The organism is Massilia horti (assembly GCF_004614195.1).
Classification (GTDB): domain Bacteria; phylum Pseudomonadota; class Gammaproteobacteria; order Burkholderiales; family Burkholderiaceae_D; genus Telluria; species Telluria horti.
This window is the reverse complement of sequence record NZ_SPUM01000100.1, coordinates 15,661-32,908: the sequence shown is the minus strand read 5'-3', so window position 1 is coordinate 32,908 and position 17,248 is coordinate 15,661. Positions and strand designations below refer to the sequence as shown.

12 protein-coding genes are annotated in these 17,248 nt (G+C 65.7%); 9 read left to right on the top strand and 3 right to left on the bottom strand.

Features of this window, described 5'->3' with window-relative positions; translation table 11 throughout:
* The first annotated feature begins 1 nt into the window (after position 1).
* The 8 genes from E4O92_RS14550 to infA all read left to right on the top strand — a co-directional run bounded on the left by E4O92_RS14550 (position 2) and on the right by infA (position 11,909).
* Positions 2-3,553, top strand: coding sequence for a pectinesterase family protein (locus E4O92_RS14550; RefSeq protein WP_135190457.1), 3,552 nt, complete (start codon positions 2-4; stop codon positions 3,551-3,553).
* 410 nt (positions 3,554-3,963) lie between these two features.
* Positions 3,964-5,661, top strand: a complete 1,698-nt coding sequence (locus tag E4O92_RS14545; protein ID WP_135190456.1) for a methyl-accepting chemotaxis protein — start codon at positions 3,964-3,966, stop codon at positions 5,659-5,661.
* Positions 5,662-6,059: 398 nt separating this feature from the next.
* A complete protein-coding gene (locus E4O92_RS14540) occupies positions 6,060-6,530 on the top strand; it encodes a MarR family winged helix-turn-helix transcriptional regulator (protein ID WP_135190455.1) in 471 nt (156 codons plus the stop codon).
* Positions 6,527-8,578, top strand: a complete 2,052-nt coding sequence (locus tag E4O92_RS14535; protein ID WP_135190454.1) for an FUSC family protein — start codon at positions 6,527-6,529, stop codon at positions 8,576-8,578. The genes E4O92_RS14540 and E4O92_RS14535 overlap by 4 nt, the downstream gene beginning before the upstream one ends.
* The gene (locus E4O92_RS14530; RefSeq protein ID WP_135190453.1) at positions 8,575-8,781 is read left to right on the top strand and encodes a DUF1656 domain-containing protein; all 207 of its coding nucleotides are present in this window, start codon (positions 8,575-8,577) and stop codon (positions 8,779-8,781) included. The genes E4O92_RS14535 and E4O92_RS14530 overlap by 4 nt, the downstream gene beginning before the upstream one ends.
* A 7-nt stretch (positions 8,782-8,788) precedes the next feature.
* Complete coding sequence (locus E4O92_RS14525; protein ID WP_135190452.1) at positions 8,789-9,718, top strand: efflux RND transporter periplasmic adaptor subunit; 930 nt, start codon at positions 8,789-8,791, stop codon at positions 9,716-9,718.
* 6 nt (positions 9,719-9,724) lie between these two features.
* Positions 9,725-11,200 (top strand): efflux transporter outer membrane subunit, encoded by a 1,476-nt coding sequence (locus E4O92_RS14520; protein WP_135190451.1) that lies wholly within the window; start codon positions 9,725-9,727, stop codon positions 11,198-11,200.
* A 448-nt stretch (positions 11,201-11,648) separates the two neighbouring features.
* The gene (gene infA, locus E4O92_RS14515) at positions 11,649-11,909 is read left to right on the top strand and encodes a translation initiation factor IF-1 (RefSeq protein ID WP_135190450.1); all 261 of its coding nucleotides are present in this window, start codon (positions 11,649-11,651) and stop codon (positions 11,907-11,909) included.
* A gap of 22 nt (positions 11,910-11,931) precedes the next feature.
* Here infA and E4O92_RS14510 read toward each other — a convergent pair whose 3' ends face one another.
* Positions 11,932-12,789, bottom strand: coding sequence for a LysR family transcriptional regulator (locus tag E4O92_RS14510; RefSeq protein WP_206076883.1), 858 nt, complete (start codon positions 12,787-12,789; stop codon positions 11,932-11,934).
* A gap of 117 nt (positions 12,790-12,906) precedes the next feature.
* On the opposite strand from E4O92_RS14510, the gene E4O92_RS14505 reads away from it, so the two are divergent.
* Entirely contained in the window at positions 12,907-13,890 is a 984-nt protein-coding gene (locus E4O92_RS14505; RefSeq protein WP_135190448.1) for a quinone oxidoreductase family protein, read from the top strand.
* Positions 13,891-14,053: 163 nt separating this feature from the next.
* Here the strand turns inward: E4O92_RS14505 and E4O92_RS14500 are convergent, their stop codons facing one another.
* Both E4O92_RS14500 and E4O92_RS14495 read right to left on the bottom strand, forming a co-directional pair.
* The gene (locus tag E4O92_RS14500) at positions 14,054-16,264 is read right to left on the bottom strand and encodes a xanthine dehydrogenase family protein molybdopterin-binding subunit (protein ID WP_135190447.1); all 2,211 of its coding nucleotides are present in this window, start codon (positions 16,262-16,264) and stop codon (positions 14,054-14,056) included.
* Positions 16,261-17,244 (bottom strand): FAD binding domain-containing protein, encoded by a 984-nt coding sequence (locus E4O92_RS14495; RefSeq protein WP_135190446.1) that lies wholly within the window; start codon positions 17,242-17,244, stop codon positions 16,261-16,263. Before E4O92_RS14495 ends, E4O92_RS14500 begins: the two co-directional genes overlap by 4 nt.
* Between the last annotated feature and the right edge of the window lie 4 nt (positions 17,245-17,248).

Sequence of the window (17,248 nt, the reverse complement as noted above, 5' to 3'; positions counted from 1 at the left end):
CATGAAAAGATTCGGTTTCAAATCGCTATGCGCGGCTTTTCTGCTCGCCAGCGTGTTCGGCCACGCCGCCAGCGCCGCGGTGGACCCGGCCCAGCAGCCGGCCCCGTCGGACGGCTGGGCCAGCCAGGCTGGCGGCACGGCCGGCGGCTCGGCCGCTACCACCGACCAGATTTACACAGTCACTAACCGCGCGCAATTGCTGGCGGCGATCACCAATGGCGGCACACTGCCGAAGATCATCAAGCTGGTGGGCACGATCGACATGACCGAAGGCACGCCGTACACCAGCACGGCCGACATGGCCGCGCGCGGCATGATCCGCTTAAAGAGCAATACCACGCTGATCGGCGACGGCGCCAACTCCGGCATCGTGAACGGTTCCATCCTGTTGACGAACGTGTCGCAGATCATTATTCGCAACCTGAACTTCGTGAATCCGTGCGACGTGGAACCGATCTGGGATCCGAACGACGGCAGCACCGGCAACTGGAACTCGCAGTACGACTCGATCACCATTTCGGGCTCGCACCACATCTGGATCGACCACAATTCGTTCACGGACGCGCCGATCACCGACAACTTTCTGCCGATCGAAAATGGCAAGAAAAAACAGTGCCATGACGGCTCGGTCGACATTTCCAATGCGTCGGATTACGTGACGGTGTCCTACAACGTGTTCGGCGAGCACGACAAGAACAACCTGATCGGGTCCAGCGATACGACAACCGCCGACGAAGGCAAGCTGCGCGTCACGTTTAGCAACAACGTGTTCCGCGACATCACACAACGCGCTCCGCGCGTGCGCTTTGGCCAGGTGCACCTGTTTAACAACTACTATGTTGGGAGCAAGTCGGCCGAGATCTACAAGCACAGCTATAGCGTGGGCGTCGGCACGGCGGCAAAGATCATTTCGAACAATAACGTGTTCGAGGTGGCCGGCGCGCAAGGCTGCAAGAGCGTGGTGACAGACATGGCCAGCGGCGCCCCCGGTGCGTACAAGGATACCGGCTCGGTGCTCAACGGCGCCCCGCTCGGCGCCTGCCCAGTGTCCAGCGACGTGACCTGGACTGTTCCCTACGCCTACAGCGTGCGCCCAATCGCTCTGGTCAAGGCCAATGCACTGGCCCAGGCCGGCGGCGGCAAGCTGACGACGGCGGTCACCGGTACCGGCAGCGTGACGGTCGATACCGTGAACCTGACCTGCCCGCCCAGCGGCCTGTACTTCTGTGACGACTTTCAGGATGGCACCAGCAACAAGTGGAACCTGTTGCCTGTCAGCGGGCCGAACGGCAAGTTCAGTGTGGTCGCGGAGGTGGCGGGCAGCGCCAACAAGGTGCTGCAATATGCCGCGGCCAGCACCGGTGGCGTTCTCGCGCTGGTCAAGCCGGATGCATTCGCGGGCGTGCCGTCGGGCGACTATTTCGTGGAGGCGCGCATCCGTCCGATGACGAACAGCACCACCAGCAACAAGCTGCTTTACCTCGTCACCCGCTACGTCGACGCCAACAACTGGTATGGCGCGGGCCTGAACGTGCAGAGCGCCAACACCAGCACCCAGGTTGAAATCGCCAAGATGCAAAACGGTACGCTGAGCCGTCCCAAGCAGGTGAAGGTCCCGATCGACATGGATGCGCAGTTCTACACCGTGCGTTTCGAAATGATCGGCAGCACGCTCACGGTCTACCTCGACGGCAAGAGCATTGGTTCGACCACCGACACGTCGTTTACCCAGCGCGGCCTGATCGGCCTGTACACCGCCAACAAGTCGTTCCAGATCGACGACATTCGCGTTGGCGACCCGAACCTCAAGCCGGTCCAGCTCACACTCGATCCGGCCAACACCACGTACTCTGCGGAAGCGGGCGACACGCCGGCGCAAATCACCGTCACCGCGGTGGCGAGCGACGGCAAGCCGGACAGCTTTACCGTCACTTCGAGCAACCCGTCGGTGGTCAGCGTGAGCACCAGCGGCAAATATGTCACGCTCACGCCACTTGCCGCGGGTACGGCCAACATCGTGTTTGCCAGCGGTTCGGAGCCGAGTGTTACCCGCGCGATCGCGGCCACCATCCAGTCTGGCTTCACGCAGCCGACCGTGATCTATTCGGCACTGCCAGGCGCTGCCTTCCCCGCGCCACTAGACACGGCGGTCAACGTGGACGCGTCGCTCAAGCTGGTGTTCGACCAGCAGCCGCAGCTTGGCACCGGCGGCACCATCCGCATCTTCCGCAAGTCGGACGATGCGCTGGTCGACGTGATCCGCACCAGCGGCGAGACGGATGCGATCGGCTACCCAGGCCAGGCGCTGGTCCGCAAGGTCAACACGACGCCGATCAAGATCAATGGCAACACGGTAACGATCAAGCTGCACAGTAACAAGCTGGCCTATGGCACCGAGTACTATGTCGGGATTGCCGACGGGGTGTTTACTGGCGCAACGCTGGGCAGCACGCCGTTCAGAGGCATCGGCAAGCTGGCCGGCTGGACCTTCACCACGCGGGCGAGCGCTCCGGGCAGTAACAGTGTCACGGTCGCCGACGATGGTCCGGCCGATTTCCGCACGGTGCAAGGCGCGCTGAACTATGCGATGCAGAAATTCGCGAAGAGCGCGCCGGTGACGATCAACGTGCGCAACGGCACCTACGAGGAGCTGCTGTTCCTCAACGGCAAGGACAACGTGACGATCAAGGGCGAGAGCCGCGACGGCGTCGTGATCCAGTACATCAACTATGACAGGCTGAATCCGGGCACCGGCGGCAGCCAGTCCAGTTCCGCGCCCGGTTCGAGCAACGGCGGGCGCGCAGTCATGCTGGTGGAGTCGTCCGACATGCTGACCCTCGATACGCTGACGCTGAAGAACGCGACGATCCGCTCGTCGTCCATCTCGGCACAGGCGGAGACGATCTACTTCAACAGCGAGGGACGCCTGATCGCAAAGAACGCCAACTTCTACAGCGAGCAGGACACGCTGAACCTGAAGGGGTGGTCGTGGTTCTACCGCACCCTGGTGGCGGGCAATGTGGACTTCATCTGGGGCGGCAGCCATGCCGCGCTGTTTGAGGAGAGCGAAATCCGCTCTGTGGGCGACAGCGCCAACGCCAACAACGGCGGCTATGTGCTGCAAGCGCGCGTGCCGGCGGCAAACGACATCGGCTACGTGTTCCTCAACAGCACGCTGACCCATGGCCAGGGACCGGGCCCGCTGCATGGCGACGTCCCCGTTGGAGCCACTTACCTTGCCCGCAGCCAGGGCGGCGGGACGAGCTGGGACAACATTGCCTTCATCAACTGCAAGATGGATGCGCATGTGGCGCCCGCCGGCTGGGCCGGGCTGGGCGTGAACGGCCAGCCCGCGCCGAATCCCACCGTGCCGACCGCGGACGCGGGCTGGCGCGAGTATGGCAGCACCGACCTGCTGGGTGCGCCGCTGAACCTGGCGGCACGCGTGGGCGGCTACACGCTGTCGGACGACGAGGCAGCGAACCGCTTTACGACGCGCGCCAAGGTGTTCGCGGCCTATGGCAGCGGCGCGGGCTGGAATCCGCAGCCCTGACCGGATCAACGCAGCTACCTAGCGCCCCGGCCGTGCCAATGGCCGGGGCGTTTTTTTTGGCGCTGTCACCGTTACCTGTGGGGGGCGTAGGGTAGGCAGGGTGAGGCTGGCCAGTGGCCGGCCGAAAGCCCACGCGTTCAGCGATGGCATGCCATATCCCGACTGGTTCCATCGTGGGCGTTCGTAACGTCGGCCACTGGCCAACTTCACCCCGCCCACCCTACGAAACCCACATTTAGCGGTGACATAGCGTTTTTTTGCCGAATTAGAGGGATCATTCAATAAGTGTTGCTTTTAGGAACATTTAACCCTCCGGCCGTCGACTCGTTCCCAGCTTAGTCGTATGATATTTGTTTTCGTAAATATCCGTTCCAAAATTGCAACTTCTGGAAAATAGGAGAAGAAGGACGATGTGGCTTGCAAATTTAAGGATCGGCAACCGACTGGCGCTAGGATTCGGCATCATTTGCGCGTTGCTCATGTTAATTGTCGGATTGGCCATCACCATGCTGGGACGCATCGATCAGGGCACACAAGAGATTGCCCACAATCGCATGCCGAGAATCGAAACGAGCAACAAGTTGTTGCATGAAATTAACAAAGTGGCGATCGCGGTACGCAACATCATGCTGACCGACGACGCTGCGGACAAGCAGGCGCAACGGGAAATGATTGCGTCCTCGCACCGAGCCGCGAAAGAGCTCCTAGACAATCTGGACAGGACGCTCCAATCGGCCAAGGGCAGGCAAATACTGGAGGAGGTGAAGCGCTACAACGACGTCTACCTGCAAGGGATCGATCAACTGGTGCGTATGATCGATTCCGGTGACAAGGCCGGCGCGGAAACCTACCTGGCCAAACAACTGCGCCCGCAGCTGGCCGCCCTCCAAGGGGCGGTTAACGAGCAAATTGGCGTCCAAACCGAACTGGCCGAGCAGGCGGCCGCCACTGCCGCCGAGACCTTTACGAGCACGCGCAACCTGATGTTCGGGCTGGGCCTGGCGATACTGGCCTTTGCGGCCTCGGTCTCCGTCTGGATCACTCGGTCAATTACCGGCCCGGTCCGCACGGCGCTCGATGTTGCCAATACCGTGGCCAAGGGTGACCTGACCAGCCGCATCGAAGTGCACACCCGTGACGAAATGGGCCAACTGCTCGAGGCGCTCGAGACCATGAACCAAAGCCTGGCGCGCACGGTGAGCACGGTGCGCACCGGTACCGATGCGATCGCGACCGCGTCGGGCCAAATGGCGGCCGGTAGCCAAGACTTGTCCGCGCGGACCGAACAGCAGGCCAGCTCACTGGAGGAAACCGCTTCCTCGATCGAAGAGCTGTCCTCGACCGTTAAGCAGAACGCGGACAATGCGCGCCAGGCCAATACCCTGGCCATGTCGGCCTCGAACGTGGCGGCCAAGGGCGGCCAGGTGATCGACCAGGTGGTCACCACGATGGTCGAGATCAATAACGCGTCGGGCAAGATCACCGACATCATCGGCGTCATCGACGGGATTGCATTTCAGACCAACATCCTTGCATTGAATGCTGCGGTCGAGGCGGCCCGCGCCGGCGAACAGGGGCGCGGCTTTGCGGTCGTGGCCAGTGAGGTGCGCAACCTGGCCCAGCGCTCCGCCGCTGCGGCCAAGGAAATCAAGACCCTGATCGATAATTCGACCGCAAAGGTGGAGAGCGGCAGCAAGCTGGTCAGCGAAGCCGGCACGACGATGAGCGCGATCGTCGACAGCGTCAGGCGCGTGACCGACATCATGAGCGAGATCTCGGCCGCCAGCCAGGAGCAGACCGCCGGCATTGAACAGATCAGCCAGGCGATCACACAGATGGATGATGTCACCCAGCAGAATGCCGCGCTGGTGGAAGAGTCGGCCGCCGCAGCGCAGGCGATGCAGGACCAGGCGACAACGCTGGCCGCGGCGGTCAGCGTGTTCCGGCTGGACGCGAGTGTGGCGGCAGCGCCGGTTGCCCAGGCCACGCACGCCGTTCCCGCGCGGGCGGCGCTGCCGGTGCACGCGCCCCGGGCAAAACAGGCGCAGCACGCCAAGCCGGTGCCACGCAAGGAGCCGGCCACGACCGACGACTGGCAGGAATTTTGATGCGCGCGCCGTTGCGGCAACGCTAACGCGCTCCCATCATCACGATGCCCCGGCCCAAAAAGCCGGGGCATTTTTTTTAGGCTATGTTACCGCTAAGTGTGGAACCGAGCTGGCAGCCGAGCTGCTGTTTACCAAAGGCGTAGGGTGCGCACCAGTGCGCACGCGGGAGTGTGCGTACCGGAGCCAACGGCATTCAACCGTACCGCGTGCGCACTGGTGCGCACCCTACGTCGTGCGTGAGCCCACACTTAGCGATGACATAGCCTTTTTCATCGCCACCCGGGCGCTGCATTTGCAGCCGGAACGCCCCTTCTTCCCTCAAGGCGGATTGGGCTTCACAGCAAGAAATTACTTCGTATGCTAAACTTTCGTTCGCGAAGTATATTTACACCCTCCTCATGGATTCCCTCGATCACACCCTCATGAACCTGACGGCGACGCTGGCGCTCGCCTCCCGCAGCTACAAGGCGGCAGTGGACAAGGTCGCCGCCGACTACGGTCTTTCCCAGGCAACCGGCCTGCCCGTGCTGATCATCGGCCGGCTCGGCAACGGCGTGCGGCCCGGCGTGCTGGCCGATGCGCTCGGCCTGGAGGCATCGTCGCTGGTGCGGGTGGTGGACCACCTGATCGAAGCGGGCCTGCTCGAACGGCGCGAAGACCCGCAGGACCGCCGCGCCAAGATTCTCGAGCTGACCGGGGAAGGCAAGAAGACCGCCGAGCTGATGGAACAAGCCCTGATCCCGTTTCGCCGCAAGCTGTTCGAAGGCTTCGCCACGGCCGACGTCGAGGCCACGCTGAGCGTGCTCAGTGGCCTGAACGCGCTGCTGGCCAAGCCCGCCGATCCCTCCGCCGGACGCAAGCCAGCGTGAAGCTGCCGACCGCAGGCGAAGCGCTCTTTTCCATCAAGTGCTTCGCCGCAGCGATGCTGTCGCTGTACATCTCGATGCGCATTGGCCTGCCGCGCCCGTTCTGGGCGATGATGACCTCGTATATCGTGGCCGCGCCGTTCGCCGGCCCCACCCGCTCGAAAGCGGTGTACCGCGCCGGCGGTACGCTGCTGGGCGCGATCGCGGTGATCGTGCTGGTGCCGCAGCTGGTCAACGCGCCGGAACTGCTGTCGCTTGCGCTGGCCCTGTGGATCGGCGGCTGCCTGTACGTGTCGCTGCTGGACCGCACCCCGCGCTCGTACACCCTGATGCTGGCCGGGTACACGGCGGGCCTGATCGCGTTTCCCGCCGTCGGCAGTCCGGAATCGATCTTCGACATCGCGCTGGCGCGGGTCGAGGAGATCACACTCGGCATAACCTGCGCGACGCTGGTGCACAGCCTGGTCCTGCCGCAAAGTTTCGCCCCGGTGCTGCTGGCGCGGCTGGACAAGGCGCTGCGCGACGCCCAGCACTGGATCTCCGACGCATTGGCGCCGGACGGCGACGCGCGCACCCCGCAGGACCGGCGCCAGCTGGCCGGCGACATCACCGATTTGCGCCTGATGGCGAGCCATCTTCCGTTTGACACCTCGCACCTGCGCTGGACCGCGAACGCGATCCACGCGCTGCAGGAGCGCCTGGCAACGATGGTGCCGCTGCTGTCGGCAGTCGAAGACCGACTGCTCGCGCTGCGCCAGCTCGGTGCGCTGGACGCCTCCTCGCGCTGGACCGCCCTGCTGAACGACATCAGGCAATGGACCGGGTCGCGCCGCGGCCAGGCCGAGCCGGGCCGCGAGCTCGCCCTGCGCAAACAGATCGACGCGCTCACGCCGCAGGTCGGGCGCGATTCGAGCTGGCGCGAGCTGGTCGAGGTGAACCTGGCCGCGCGCCTGCGTTCGCTGATCGACACCTGCATTGAGACCCAGACGCTGCGCGGCCACATCGACGCCGGCGTGCACGGCGAGCTGCCGCCGCAAGCGCGCCACGTGCCGGGCGTGCCGCCGCGCGCGCTGCACCTGGACCACGGCCAGGCGCTGATCTCGGCGCTGGCCGCGATCATCGCCACCCTGGCCTGCTGCGCGTTCTGGATCCTCACCGGCTGGCCCGCCGGCGCGGCCGCGCCGATGTTTGCCGCAGTGATGTGCTGCCTGTTCGCGACGCAGGACAACCCGGTCCCGTTCATCAAGAGCTTCCTGGTCTACATCATCTATTCGATCCCGCTGTCGGCGCTGTACGTGTTGGTGATCCTGCCCGCGCTGCACAGCTTCGAGATGCTGATGTTCGCCTGCGCGCCCGCCTTCCTGGTGATCGGCTGGCTGATGTCGCGGCCGTCGACGTTCGGCATCGCGATGCCGCTGTACTTTGGGCTCGCCGGCACGCTGTCGATGCTCGACACCCACAACGCCGATCTGGTCTCGTTCCTCAACTTCACGCTGGCGCAGGTCGCTGGCCTGATCGCGGCGGCCGTATTCACGCGCATGTTCCGCACCTTCGGCGCGAGCTGGACTGCGCGGCGGCTGCTCAGGGCCGGCTGGAGCGAGCTGGCGCGGCTGGGCAGCGGCGAAAAAGTGCCCTCGGTGCCGGAATTCTCGGCGCGCATGGTCGACCGCATCGCGCTGCTCACCCCGCGCCTGACGCTGGCCGGCGCACAGCAGGACCTGAAAGCGGCCGACGCGCTGGTCGACCTGCGCATCGGCCTGAACATGGCGCAGCTGCAGGACATGCGTGGCCAGCTCGGACGCAGCGAATCGTCGCTGTGGCCGCTGCTCGAGCACCTGTCGCAGCATTTCGAAGCCAGGCCGATGCCAGACCCGGCGGGCGAAGCGCGCCTGCTTGCCTCGCTGGACAACGCCTTGCGCTCTGTGTGCGCGGCCCAAGCCAGCCACGCGCAGCGCGAAGCCGTCGCCGCCCTGGCCGGCATCCGGCGCGACCTGTTCCCCGGCGCTCCCGGCTACGAGCCATCCCCCATTCTTGAAAAGGAGATCCGATGATCGGCGAAGTCAGCCTTTACGGCCTCTATGTTCCCCCGCTTTTGCTGCTGACGCTGGTGGCCCTGGCCATCTCGAGCTTACTGAATCGCCTGCTCGCGCGCACCGGCTTTTATCGCCTGGTGTGGCATCCGGCGCTGTTCGACTTTTCGCTGTTCGTCATCATCCTCGGCAGTCTCTCATTCTTCGCATCGAACTGGTTTTGACATGGTCATGAAACTCTCCCTGCCGGCGTTCGGACGCGTCGGCATCACGCTGGCGGTGTCCGCGGGCGCAATCTACGCCGGCTGGCAGCTGTGGCGCCACTACGAGGTCGAACCCTGGACCCGCGACGGACGCGTGAAGGCGTACGTGGTGCAGGTGGCGCCGGATGTCACTGGCCCGGTCACCAAGGTGTACGTGCACGACAACCAGCCGGTCAAGGCCGGCGATCCGCTGTTCGAAATCGACCGCGCGCGCTTCGAGCTGGCGCTGCGCCAGGGCGAAGCCACCGTGCAGGCGGCGCAGGCCGCGCTGGCCCAGGCCCTGCGCGAAAACCGACGCAACGGCCAGCTCGACGACCTGGTATCGGAGGAAACGCGCGAACAGGGACAGACCCGCACCGACCAGGCCAAGGCCGCGCTGGCCCAGGCGCTGGTGAACCTGGATACGGCCAGGCTCAACCTGGAACGCACGCGCGTGGTCTCGTCGGTCGACGGATTCGTCACCAACCTCGACCTGCGCGTGGGCGCGTACGCCAGCGCCAGCCGCCCGGTGATGGCGGTGGTGGACCGCCACTCGTTCTACGTCGAAGGCTATTTCGAAGAGACCAAGCTGCCCGGCATCCACCTGGGCGATCCGGTGCAGGTTTCGCTGATGGGCCTGCGCAAGCCGCTCACCGGCCATGTCGAAAGCTTCGCTGAGGGCATCGCCGACCGCGATCGCAGCACCAGCCCGAACATGCTGCCCAACGTGAATCCGACCTTTAACTGGGTGCGGCTGGCCCAGCGCATCCCGGTGCGCGTGGCGCTCGATGCGGTGCCTGCCGACGTGCGCCTGGTTGCGGGGCAGACCGCGACGGTGCAGGTGCTCAATGCCGGCCCCAAGCCGGCGGCGGCCACACCGGCCATGCAAGCTGCGGCCACGCTTAAGCTCAACAAGTAAGGCAACATGACTGCACATCGATACATCAAACGGTCCGCGGCAGCAGCCACGTTCGCGCTGCTGGCCGCCTGTACCACCGTCGGTCCCGACTACCACGTGCCCAAGGAAGCGGTGATCAAGCGCCCGGATGCGTCCAAGCCCTTCATCGGCGCGCAGGATGCGCCGTTCAAGTCCGAGCCGCTGCCGGCCGACTGGTGGCGCCTGTACCAGGACAAGACGCTCGACGCGCTGATCGCCAAGGCGTTCAAGGCCAACACCGACCTGCGCATGGCCGCTGCCAACCTGCAGCGTGCGCACGGAGTGCTGGAACAGGTCGAGGAAAAGAAGCGCCCCGAAGTCGAGACAGGCACGGACGTGGCCTATGGCCGCATCTCGGGCATGTCGCTGGGGATTCCGGAAGTGCTGCCGGACACGGGCCTGTACAACGGTGACATCAAGATCGCGTACGAGCTCGACCTGTTCGGCAAGGTCAAGCGCGCCATCGAGGCCGCCGAAGCCGACGTGGAAGCGACGCAGGCGGCGCTCGACCTGACCCACGTGGTCGTCGCGGCCGACACCACGCGCGCCTACACGGACGCGTGTTCGGCGGGCTACCAGTTGAAGGTCGCGCAGCATTCGGTCGACCTGCAGCAAAAGTTCGTGGCGCTGACCGCGGAACGCGTCAAGCTCGGGCGCGGCATCGCGCTGGACAACAGCCGCGCGCGCAGCCAGCTCGAACAGCTGCGCGCCGCCCTGCCGCCGCTGGAGGCGCGTCGCCGCACCGCCCTGTACCGGCTCGCGGTGCTGACTGGTGAAATCCCCTCCAACTTCCCGGCCGACGTGGCCAAGTGCGACACCCCGCCGCGCGTGACCTCCGCGATTCCCGTCGGGGACGGCGCCGCGCTGCTGCGCCGCCGGCCGGACATTCGCCAGTCCGAGCGCGCGCTCGCTGCCGCCACCGCGCGCATCGGGGTTGCGACCGCCGACCTGTACCCGAGCATCACGCTCGGCGCATCGTTCGGCAGTATCGGCATGATCCCGGGCATCGGCGACGCGAACACCTGGCACTATTCGCTTGGCTCACTCATCTCGTGGAATCTGCCGTCCTTCAGCTCGGCGCGCGCACGCATCGTGCAGGCCAAGGCCGTCACCACCGGCGCGCTGGCGCACTTCGACGGCGTGGTGCTCAATGCCCTGCGCGAGACCGAAAGCGCGCTGACGGTCTACGCGCGGGAACTGGACCGCAATGCGGCACTGAAGGCGTCGCGCGACCAGAGCGCGCTGGCGTCAGATCAGGCGGCCAAGCTTTACCGCTACGGGCGTACCGACTTCCTGACGGCGCTCGACGCGGAACGTTCGCTGGCGGTGGCCGAATCGGCGGTGGCAGCATCGGATGCGCAGCTTGCAGCCGACCAGGCGACGCTGTTCCTGGCGCTGGGCGGTGGCTGGGAGAGCTCCCACGGACAGGGGCATGGCAAGCAAGGCCAGGATCAGCACCACTGACCCTGGGACGAGATATCCAAATAAAAAAGCGTGTTTTCGCGCTGAACAAGGCCATGCGTGGTACACTGGCTTCATCGGTAGGTTGTTACGGACCTTTCCGTTCTCTAAACGGTACGCGATATGTCATGTGTAATGGCGTAGGCGAGTATGCCGCTGGGGATGTCATCCCAACACGATGTGTCGATTACACGAACGAGCACCATGCAGATAGCATGGGCGTCCGACGTTCCGCACCATGCAGATAGCATGGGCTGGTTCAGCGATTCAACATTGGTATCACATTGAAACGAAGCCCGCAGCAAGCGGGCTTTTTTTTGGTCGCACAGCGCAGTGGCTGCTCGCTGTTCGGCATCCTCGGCAGGCTTTGCCATCATTTCCGTTTCACCGTCGTTATCGGGTTGCTATATCTCCCGGCAACCCATTTCACTCCCTGCACTGGAAACATTAAATGGCAAAAGAAGAACTGATCGAACTGAACGGCGTTGTCGCCGAGGTCCTTCCTGACTCGCGCTTCCGCGTTGACTGCGAGAATGGCCACCAACTGATCGCCTATACGTCCGGCAAGATGCGCAAGAATCATATTCGCATCCTTGCAGGCGACCAGGTCAAACTCGAACTCTCACCTTATGACCTGTCCAAGGGCCGGATCACTTTCCGTCACATCGAACATCGGGCGGCGGCGCGTCCCGGATACCGTGGCCGCAGATAGCCGGTCGCACCACTGATCCCTCTTACACGAGCGCGGCTTCGCCCTCATGGATCACATCGGCGAGCAGGTCCGCCACCGCCTTGACCCGGGGTGAACGGCGTACATCGGGATGGACCGCGAGCCAGATTGGCCGGCTTACCGGGCACGGATGCTGGGCCAGCAGCACCAGCGCAGTGTCGCCGCGCGCCAGGAAGTGCGGCAGCGCCGCCAATCCCAGCCCCGCACGGCAGGCCTGGTGCATCGCGCCCAGGTCGTTGGTGCGCAAACTGAACGGCCGCCCCTGCGCCAGCTCTTCAAGCCATCGCTGCTGCGGCGTTTCGCGCAGCAGCTCGTCATAACCGACGAATTCCCATCCGTCCGCTCTGCGCTCGCGCCATGCGTGACTCGCGTACAGGCCGTAGCCGATGCTGCCGAGCGGGCGCGCCGCCAGTTCCAGTTCTTCGGGCCGCGAAAGGCGAATCGCCAGGTCAGCTTCGCGCCGGTACAGGTTGGCCTGGCGCGATTCGCCGACCATCTCGATCGTGATTCCCGGCCAGCGGTCGCGCACCCGCGCCAGGCGCGCAATCAGGAAGTGGCTGGCAAACACCGGCGGCGCGGAGATGCGCACCGTGCCGTTTGACGCGCCGAAGCCGGCGCTGGCGCGGCTGAAGGCCAGCGCCTCGTCCTCGATGCGGCGCGCGTGGGCGACAAGCGCGTCGCCCTCGGCGGTCAGGTTCCAGCTCTTGGGCAGGCGGTCGAACAGGCGCAGGCCAAGCCGGGCCTCGAGGGCGCTGACGCGGCGGGCAACGGTCGAGTGCTCGACGCCGAGCGCGCGTGCGGCCGCCGTCAGCTTGCCCTGGCGGGCCAATTCGAGGAAGTAGCGCACGTCGTCCCAGCTCAGCGCGTCTTTGGCGTGTTCAGTCGAATTTTGCACAGTAACGGTCGATTTTTTGCTATTTCGGACGATTTTTGCACCATCTACCATGACTGGCAACCATCATCACTTGAGGAGCCTTCCATGAACGACCTGATCCAACACGTTCGCATCCATGCCCACGGCGACCACACGCAACTGGTTTGCGAGCCGATCGAACTTGCGCCGCCTGGCCCGGGGCAGATCCGCATCCGCCACGCCGCCATCGGCGTGAACTTTGTCGACGTCTACCACCGCACCGGCTTGTACCCGCTGCCCAACCTGCCCGCGACGCTTGGTGCGGAAGGGGCAGGCGTGGTGGAGGCGGTCGGGCCGGGCGTGCGGGAAATCGTGCCCGGCCAGCGCGTGGCCTACGCCGGGGCTCCCGTGGGCAGCTACGCGGATGCGCGCAACCTGCCGGCGGAACGCGCGATCGTGCTGCCGGACGCGGTCTCGTTCGAGACGGCTGCCGGCGTCATGCTGCGCGGGATCACCGCGCACATGCTGTTCGCGTGGGTTCGCAAGATCGGGCCGGGGGATACGGTGCTGGTGCACGCTGCCGCAGGTGGACTGGGGCTGATCCTGGTTCAGTGGGCCAAGGCGCTCGGCGCGATTGTGATCGGCACCGTGGGCAGCCCGGCCAAGGCCGAGCTTGCGCGCGCGCACGGGCTGGACCACGCCATCTTGTATCGGGAAGAGGACTTTGTCGCCGCAACGCGCAAGTTCACGCAGGGCGAAGGCGTGCACCTGGCGATCGACGGCATCGGTGGCGAGACCTTGCGCCAGACGCTGGACGCGGTGCGGCCGTACGGGATGGTGGCCAGCATCGGCCAGGTGGCGGGAACAATCGCGGCGCTCGACCCGGCCGAACTGGGACCGTACCGCTCGATCGCATTCGCCCGGCCCGGCGTGTTTCGCTTCATGAGCGACCTCGCGCGCTACCGCGAAGGCGCACAGGCGACCCTGCAGCGGCTGGCAGCGGGGCTGCGGGTGCGGATCGGGCAGGAACTGCCGCTGGCGCACGCGGCGCAGGCGCATCGGCTGATCGAGAGCGGGCAGACGGTGGGTTCGGTGCTGCTCAAACCCTAGGCTGAGCTACTATCGGTTCGATCGGCTGCGTAGGGTGCGCACCTGTGCGCACGCGGTCACCGTATGCTGACTTGCGGCTACCGCTTCACTACGCGACGTTCGCGAACCGCGTGATCAAAATTGCGCACCCTACGCCTGAGTGGACACGCTGCCAGTCGATCGCCTACAGCAGCTTGTCCAGCGTGATCGGCAAGTCGCGCACCCGCTTGCCGGTGGCGTGGTAGACCGCGTTGGCCACGGCCGCCGCCACACCGGTAATGCCGATCTCGCCGATGCCCTTGGCGCCCAGTGGATTGACGTAAGGGTCGTGCTCCTCGACGACCTGCACGTCGATCGTGCCGACGTCGGCATTGACCGGCACATGGTACTCGGCCAGGTTGCCGTTCACCGCGCGGCCGATGCGCTTGTCGATCAGCGTTTCTTCGAACAGCGCCATGCCCAGACCCCAGACGATCCCGCCCATCAGCTGGCTGTGGCCGGTCTTTCGGTTGAGCAGCCGGCCCACGCCGTACACCCCGACCACGCGCGGCACGCGGATTTCGCCCAGCAGTTCATCCACGTGCACCTCGACGAATACCGCGCCGAACGAGTGCATCGAATACTTGTTCTTTTCCTCGCCGGGCGCGGCGTTCGCGGTCGCTTCGATCGGGCCCTGGCCGTGGCGTTCAACCACCAGCGCCATCGGCTCGCGCCGGGACGGATCACCGGACAGGAACAGCCAGCCAGCGTCAGCACCCACCTCCTCAGGCACTGCACCGTGCAGCGGCGAGTGCGGATGGGCGCAGGCAATGCTGGCAAGCTTGTGGCGCAGGGCGCCCGCCGCCGCGTGCACGGCGGACGAAACGCTCGCCACCGTCATCGACCCGCCCGACACCGGCGCATCCGGCATGCGCGAGTCGCCCAGTTCAAAGCGCATGTTCGCCAGCGGCACGCCGAGCGCGTCGGCGGCGACCTGGGTCATCACCGTGTAGGTGCCGGTGCCCAGGTCCTGGGTGGCCGAACGCGCGATCGCAAAGCCGTCCGGATACATGACGACGCTGGCCTTGGCCGCCATGCGGCGCATCGGGTAGGTGGCGGTAGCCATGCCCCAGCCGACCAGTTTGTCACCTTCGCGCATCGAGCGCGGGGCCGGATTGCGGCCGTGCCAGCCGAAGCGCTGCGCGCCAACCTCGTAGCACTGGCGCAGCGACTTGCTCGAGAAAGGCAAGCCCTTGTCCGGGTCGCGCTCGGTGTAGTTGCGCAGGCGCAGCTCGATCGGGTCGATGCCGAGCTCGTATGCCAGTTCGTCCATCGCGCACTCCAGCGCATAGGTGCCGGTGGCTTCGCCGGGCGCGCGCATGAAGGTCGGGGTGCCGAGGTTCATCTTGGCCAGCCGGTGCGAGGTCTCCTGGGTGGGCGACTCGTACATCATGCGGGTGACCAGCGCCGACGGCTCGGTCCAGTCCTCGATAACGGAAGTGTAGGAGGTCACGTCGTGGCTGGAAGCGGTCAGGCGCCCATCGCTCAGCGCCGCCAGCCGCATGCGCTGCTCGGTGGCGGGGCGCATGCCGACCGGGCCGAACATCTGGTTTCGGTCCAGGACCAGCTTGACCGGGCGCCCCGCCTGGCGCGCGGCCATCGCGGCCAGCACCACGTGCGACCACACGGACCCCTTGCAGCCGAAGCCGCCGCCGGTGAAGGGGCAGAACACGGTCAGCCGGTCGGCTGGCATGCCAAGCGTTTCGGCCACGATCCGCTGCACGCCCTTGATGTACTGGGTCGAGTCGTACAGGGTCAGGCGATCGCCCTCCCACGCGGCGATGGTCGCGTGCGGCTCGAGCGGGTTGTGGCTCTCGTAGGGCGTGACGTAGGTCGCCTCCACCCGCGCGCTGCCCGTCAGCAGGCCCGTCTGCAGGTTGCCGCGCCTGGTGTCCGGGTCTTCGCCCAATATGGTGCCAGGCGGATGGACCGATTGCTTGGCCAATTCGAAATCGAGCACCGCGTCGGCACGCTCGTATTCGATTTGCAGGCGCGCCGCGGCTTCGCGCGCATGTTCCAGGGTCTCGGCCACGACCACGCCAACCGGCTGGTTGTTGTAATAAACCCGGTCGTCCTGCAGCAGCGTCAGCGCGCGACCGATCGGCGGCTGCAGCTTGCCCATTCTGGTTGCAGGCGGCAGCCGCATGGCGTTCTCATAGCTCATCACGAGCAGCACGCCGGGAACCTGCTCCGCCATGCGCGTGTCGATGCGCGTGATGCGTCCGCTCGGGACGGTGCTGGTGACCAGCACCGCGTGCGCCAGGTTCGGGACCGGATGCTCGGCAGAATAAAGTGCTGCGCCGCTGACCTTGGCCCAGCCGTCGGTGCGGTTGACGGGTGCGCCGACGAAGCTCATGCGAGTCCTCCCGCGGTGCGCAGCGCGCGCACGATGGCATGCTGCGCCAGCTCGACCTTGAACGCGTTGTGCACATACGGGCGGGCGCCCGCCACCGCGGCGTGCGCGGTGCGCTCGATCGTCAGCTCGTCGAAGGCATTGCCGCGCAATTCTTTTTCCGCCTCCATCGCGCGCCACGGCTTGTGCGCCACGCCGCCCAGCACCAGGCGCAGTTCGCGTACCGCGCCGCGCTGCACGTCCAGCACCGTGGCCACCGACACCAGCGCAAAGGCGTAGCTGGCGCGGTCGCGCACCTTGAGGTAATGCGAGCGGCCGGGGAGCGGCGGCGGCAGGTCGACCGCCGTGATCAGTTCACCGGGCCGGATATCCGTGTCCAACTCGGGATGGTCGCCGGGCAGGCGGTGGAATTGGCCAATCGGCACCTGGCGCTCGCCGTGCTCCCCCTTCAGGCGCACGATGGCATCGAGCGCGCACAAGGCGACGCTCATGTCCGACGGGTTGGTGGCGATGCACTCTTCGCTGGCGCCGAGGATCGCGTGGATGCGGTTGTAGCCGTCCTTGGCGGCGCAGCCGGAGCCGGGCTCGCGCTTGTTGCAGGCGCCAAGCGTGGGGTCGGTGAAGTAATAGCAGCGCGTGCGCTGCAGCAGGTTGCCGCCGACGGTCGCCATGTTGCGCAGCTGGGCCGAGGCGCCGCTCAGCAGCGCCTCGGACAGCACGCGGTAGCGCTCGCGCACCAGCGGATGGTTGGCAGCAATGGTGTTGGAGACCGTGGCGCCGATACGCAAGCCGCCATCCGGCAGTTCCTCGATGCCGTCCAGCGCCAGCCGGCTCACGTCGACCAGCCGCAGCGGCCGTTCGATGCCGCTCTTGTAGAGGTCGAGCAGGTTGGTCCCGCCGCCGATGAACATGGTGCCCGGCTGGCGTGCCAGCGCGATCGCGTGGTCGACGTCGCGCGCCCTGTCGTAGTAGATCGATTGCACGGGC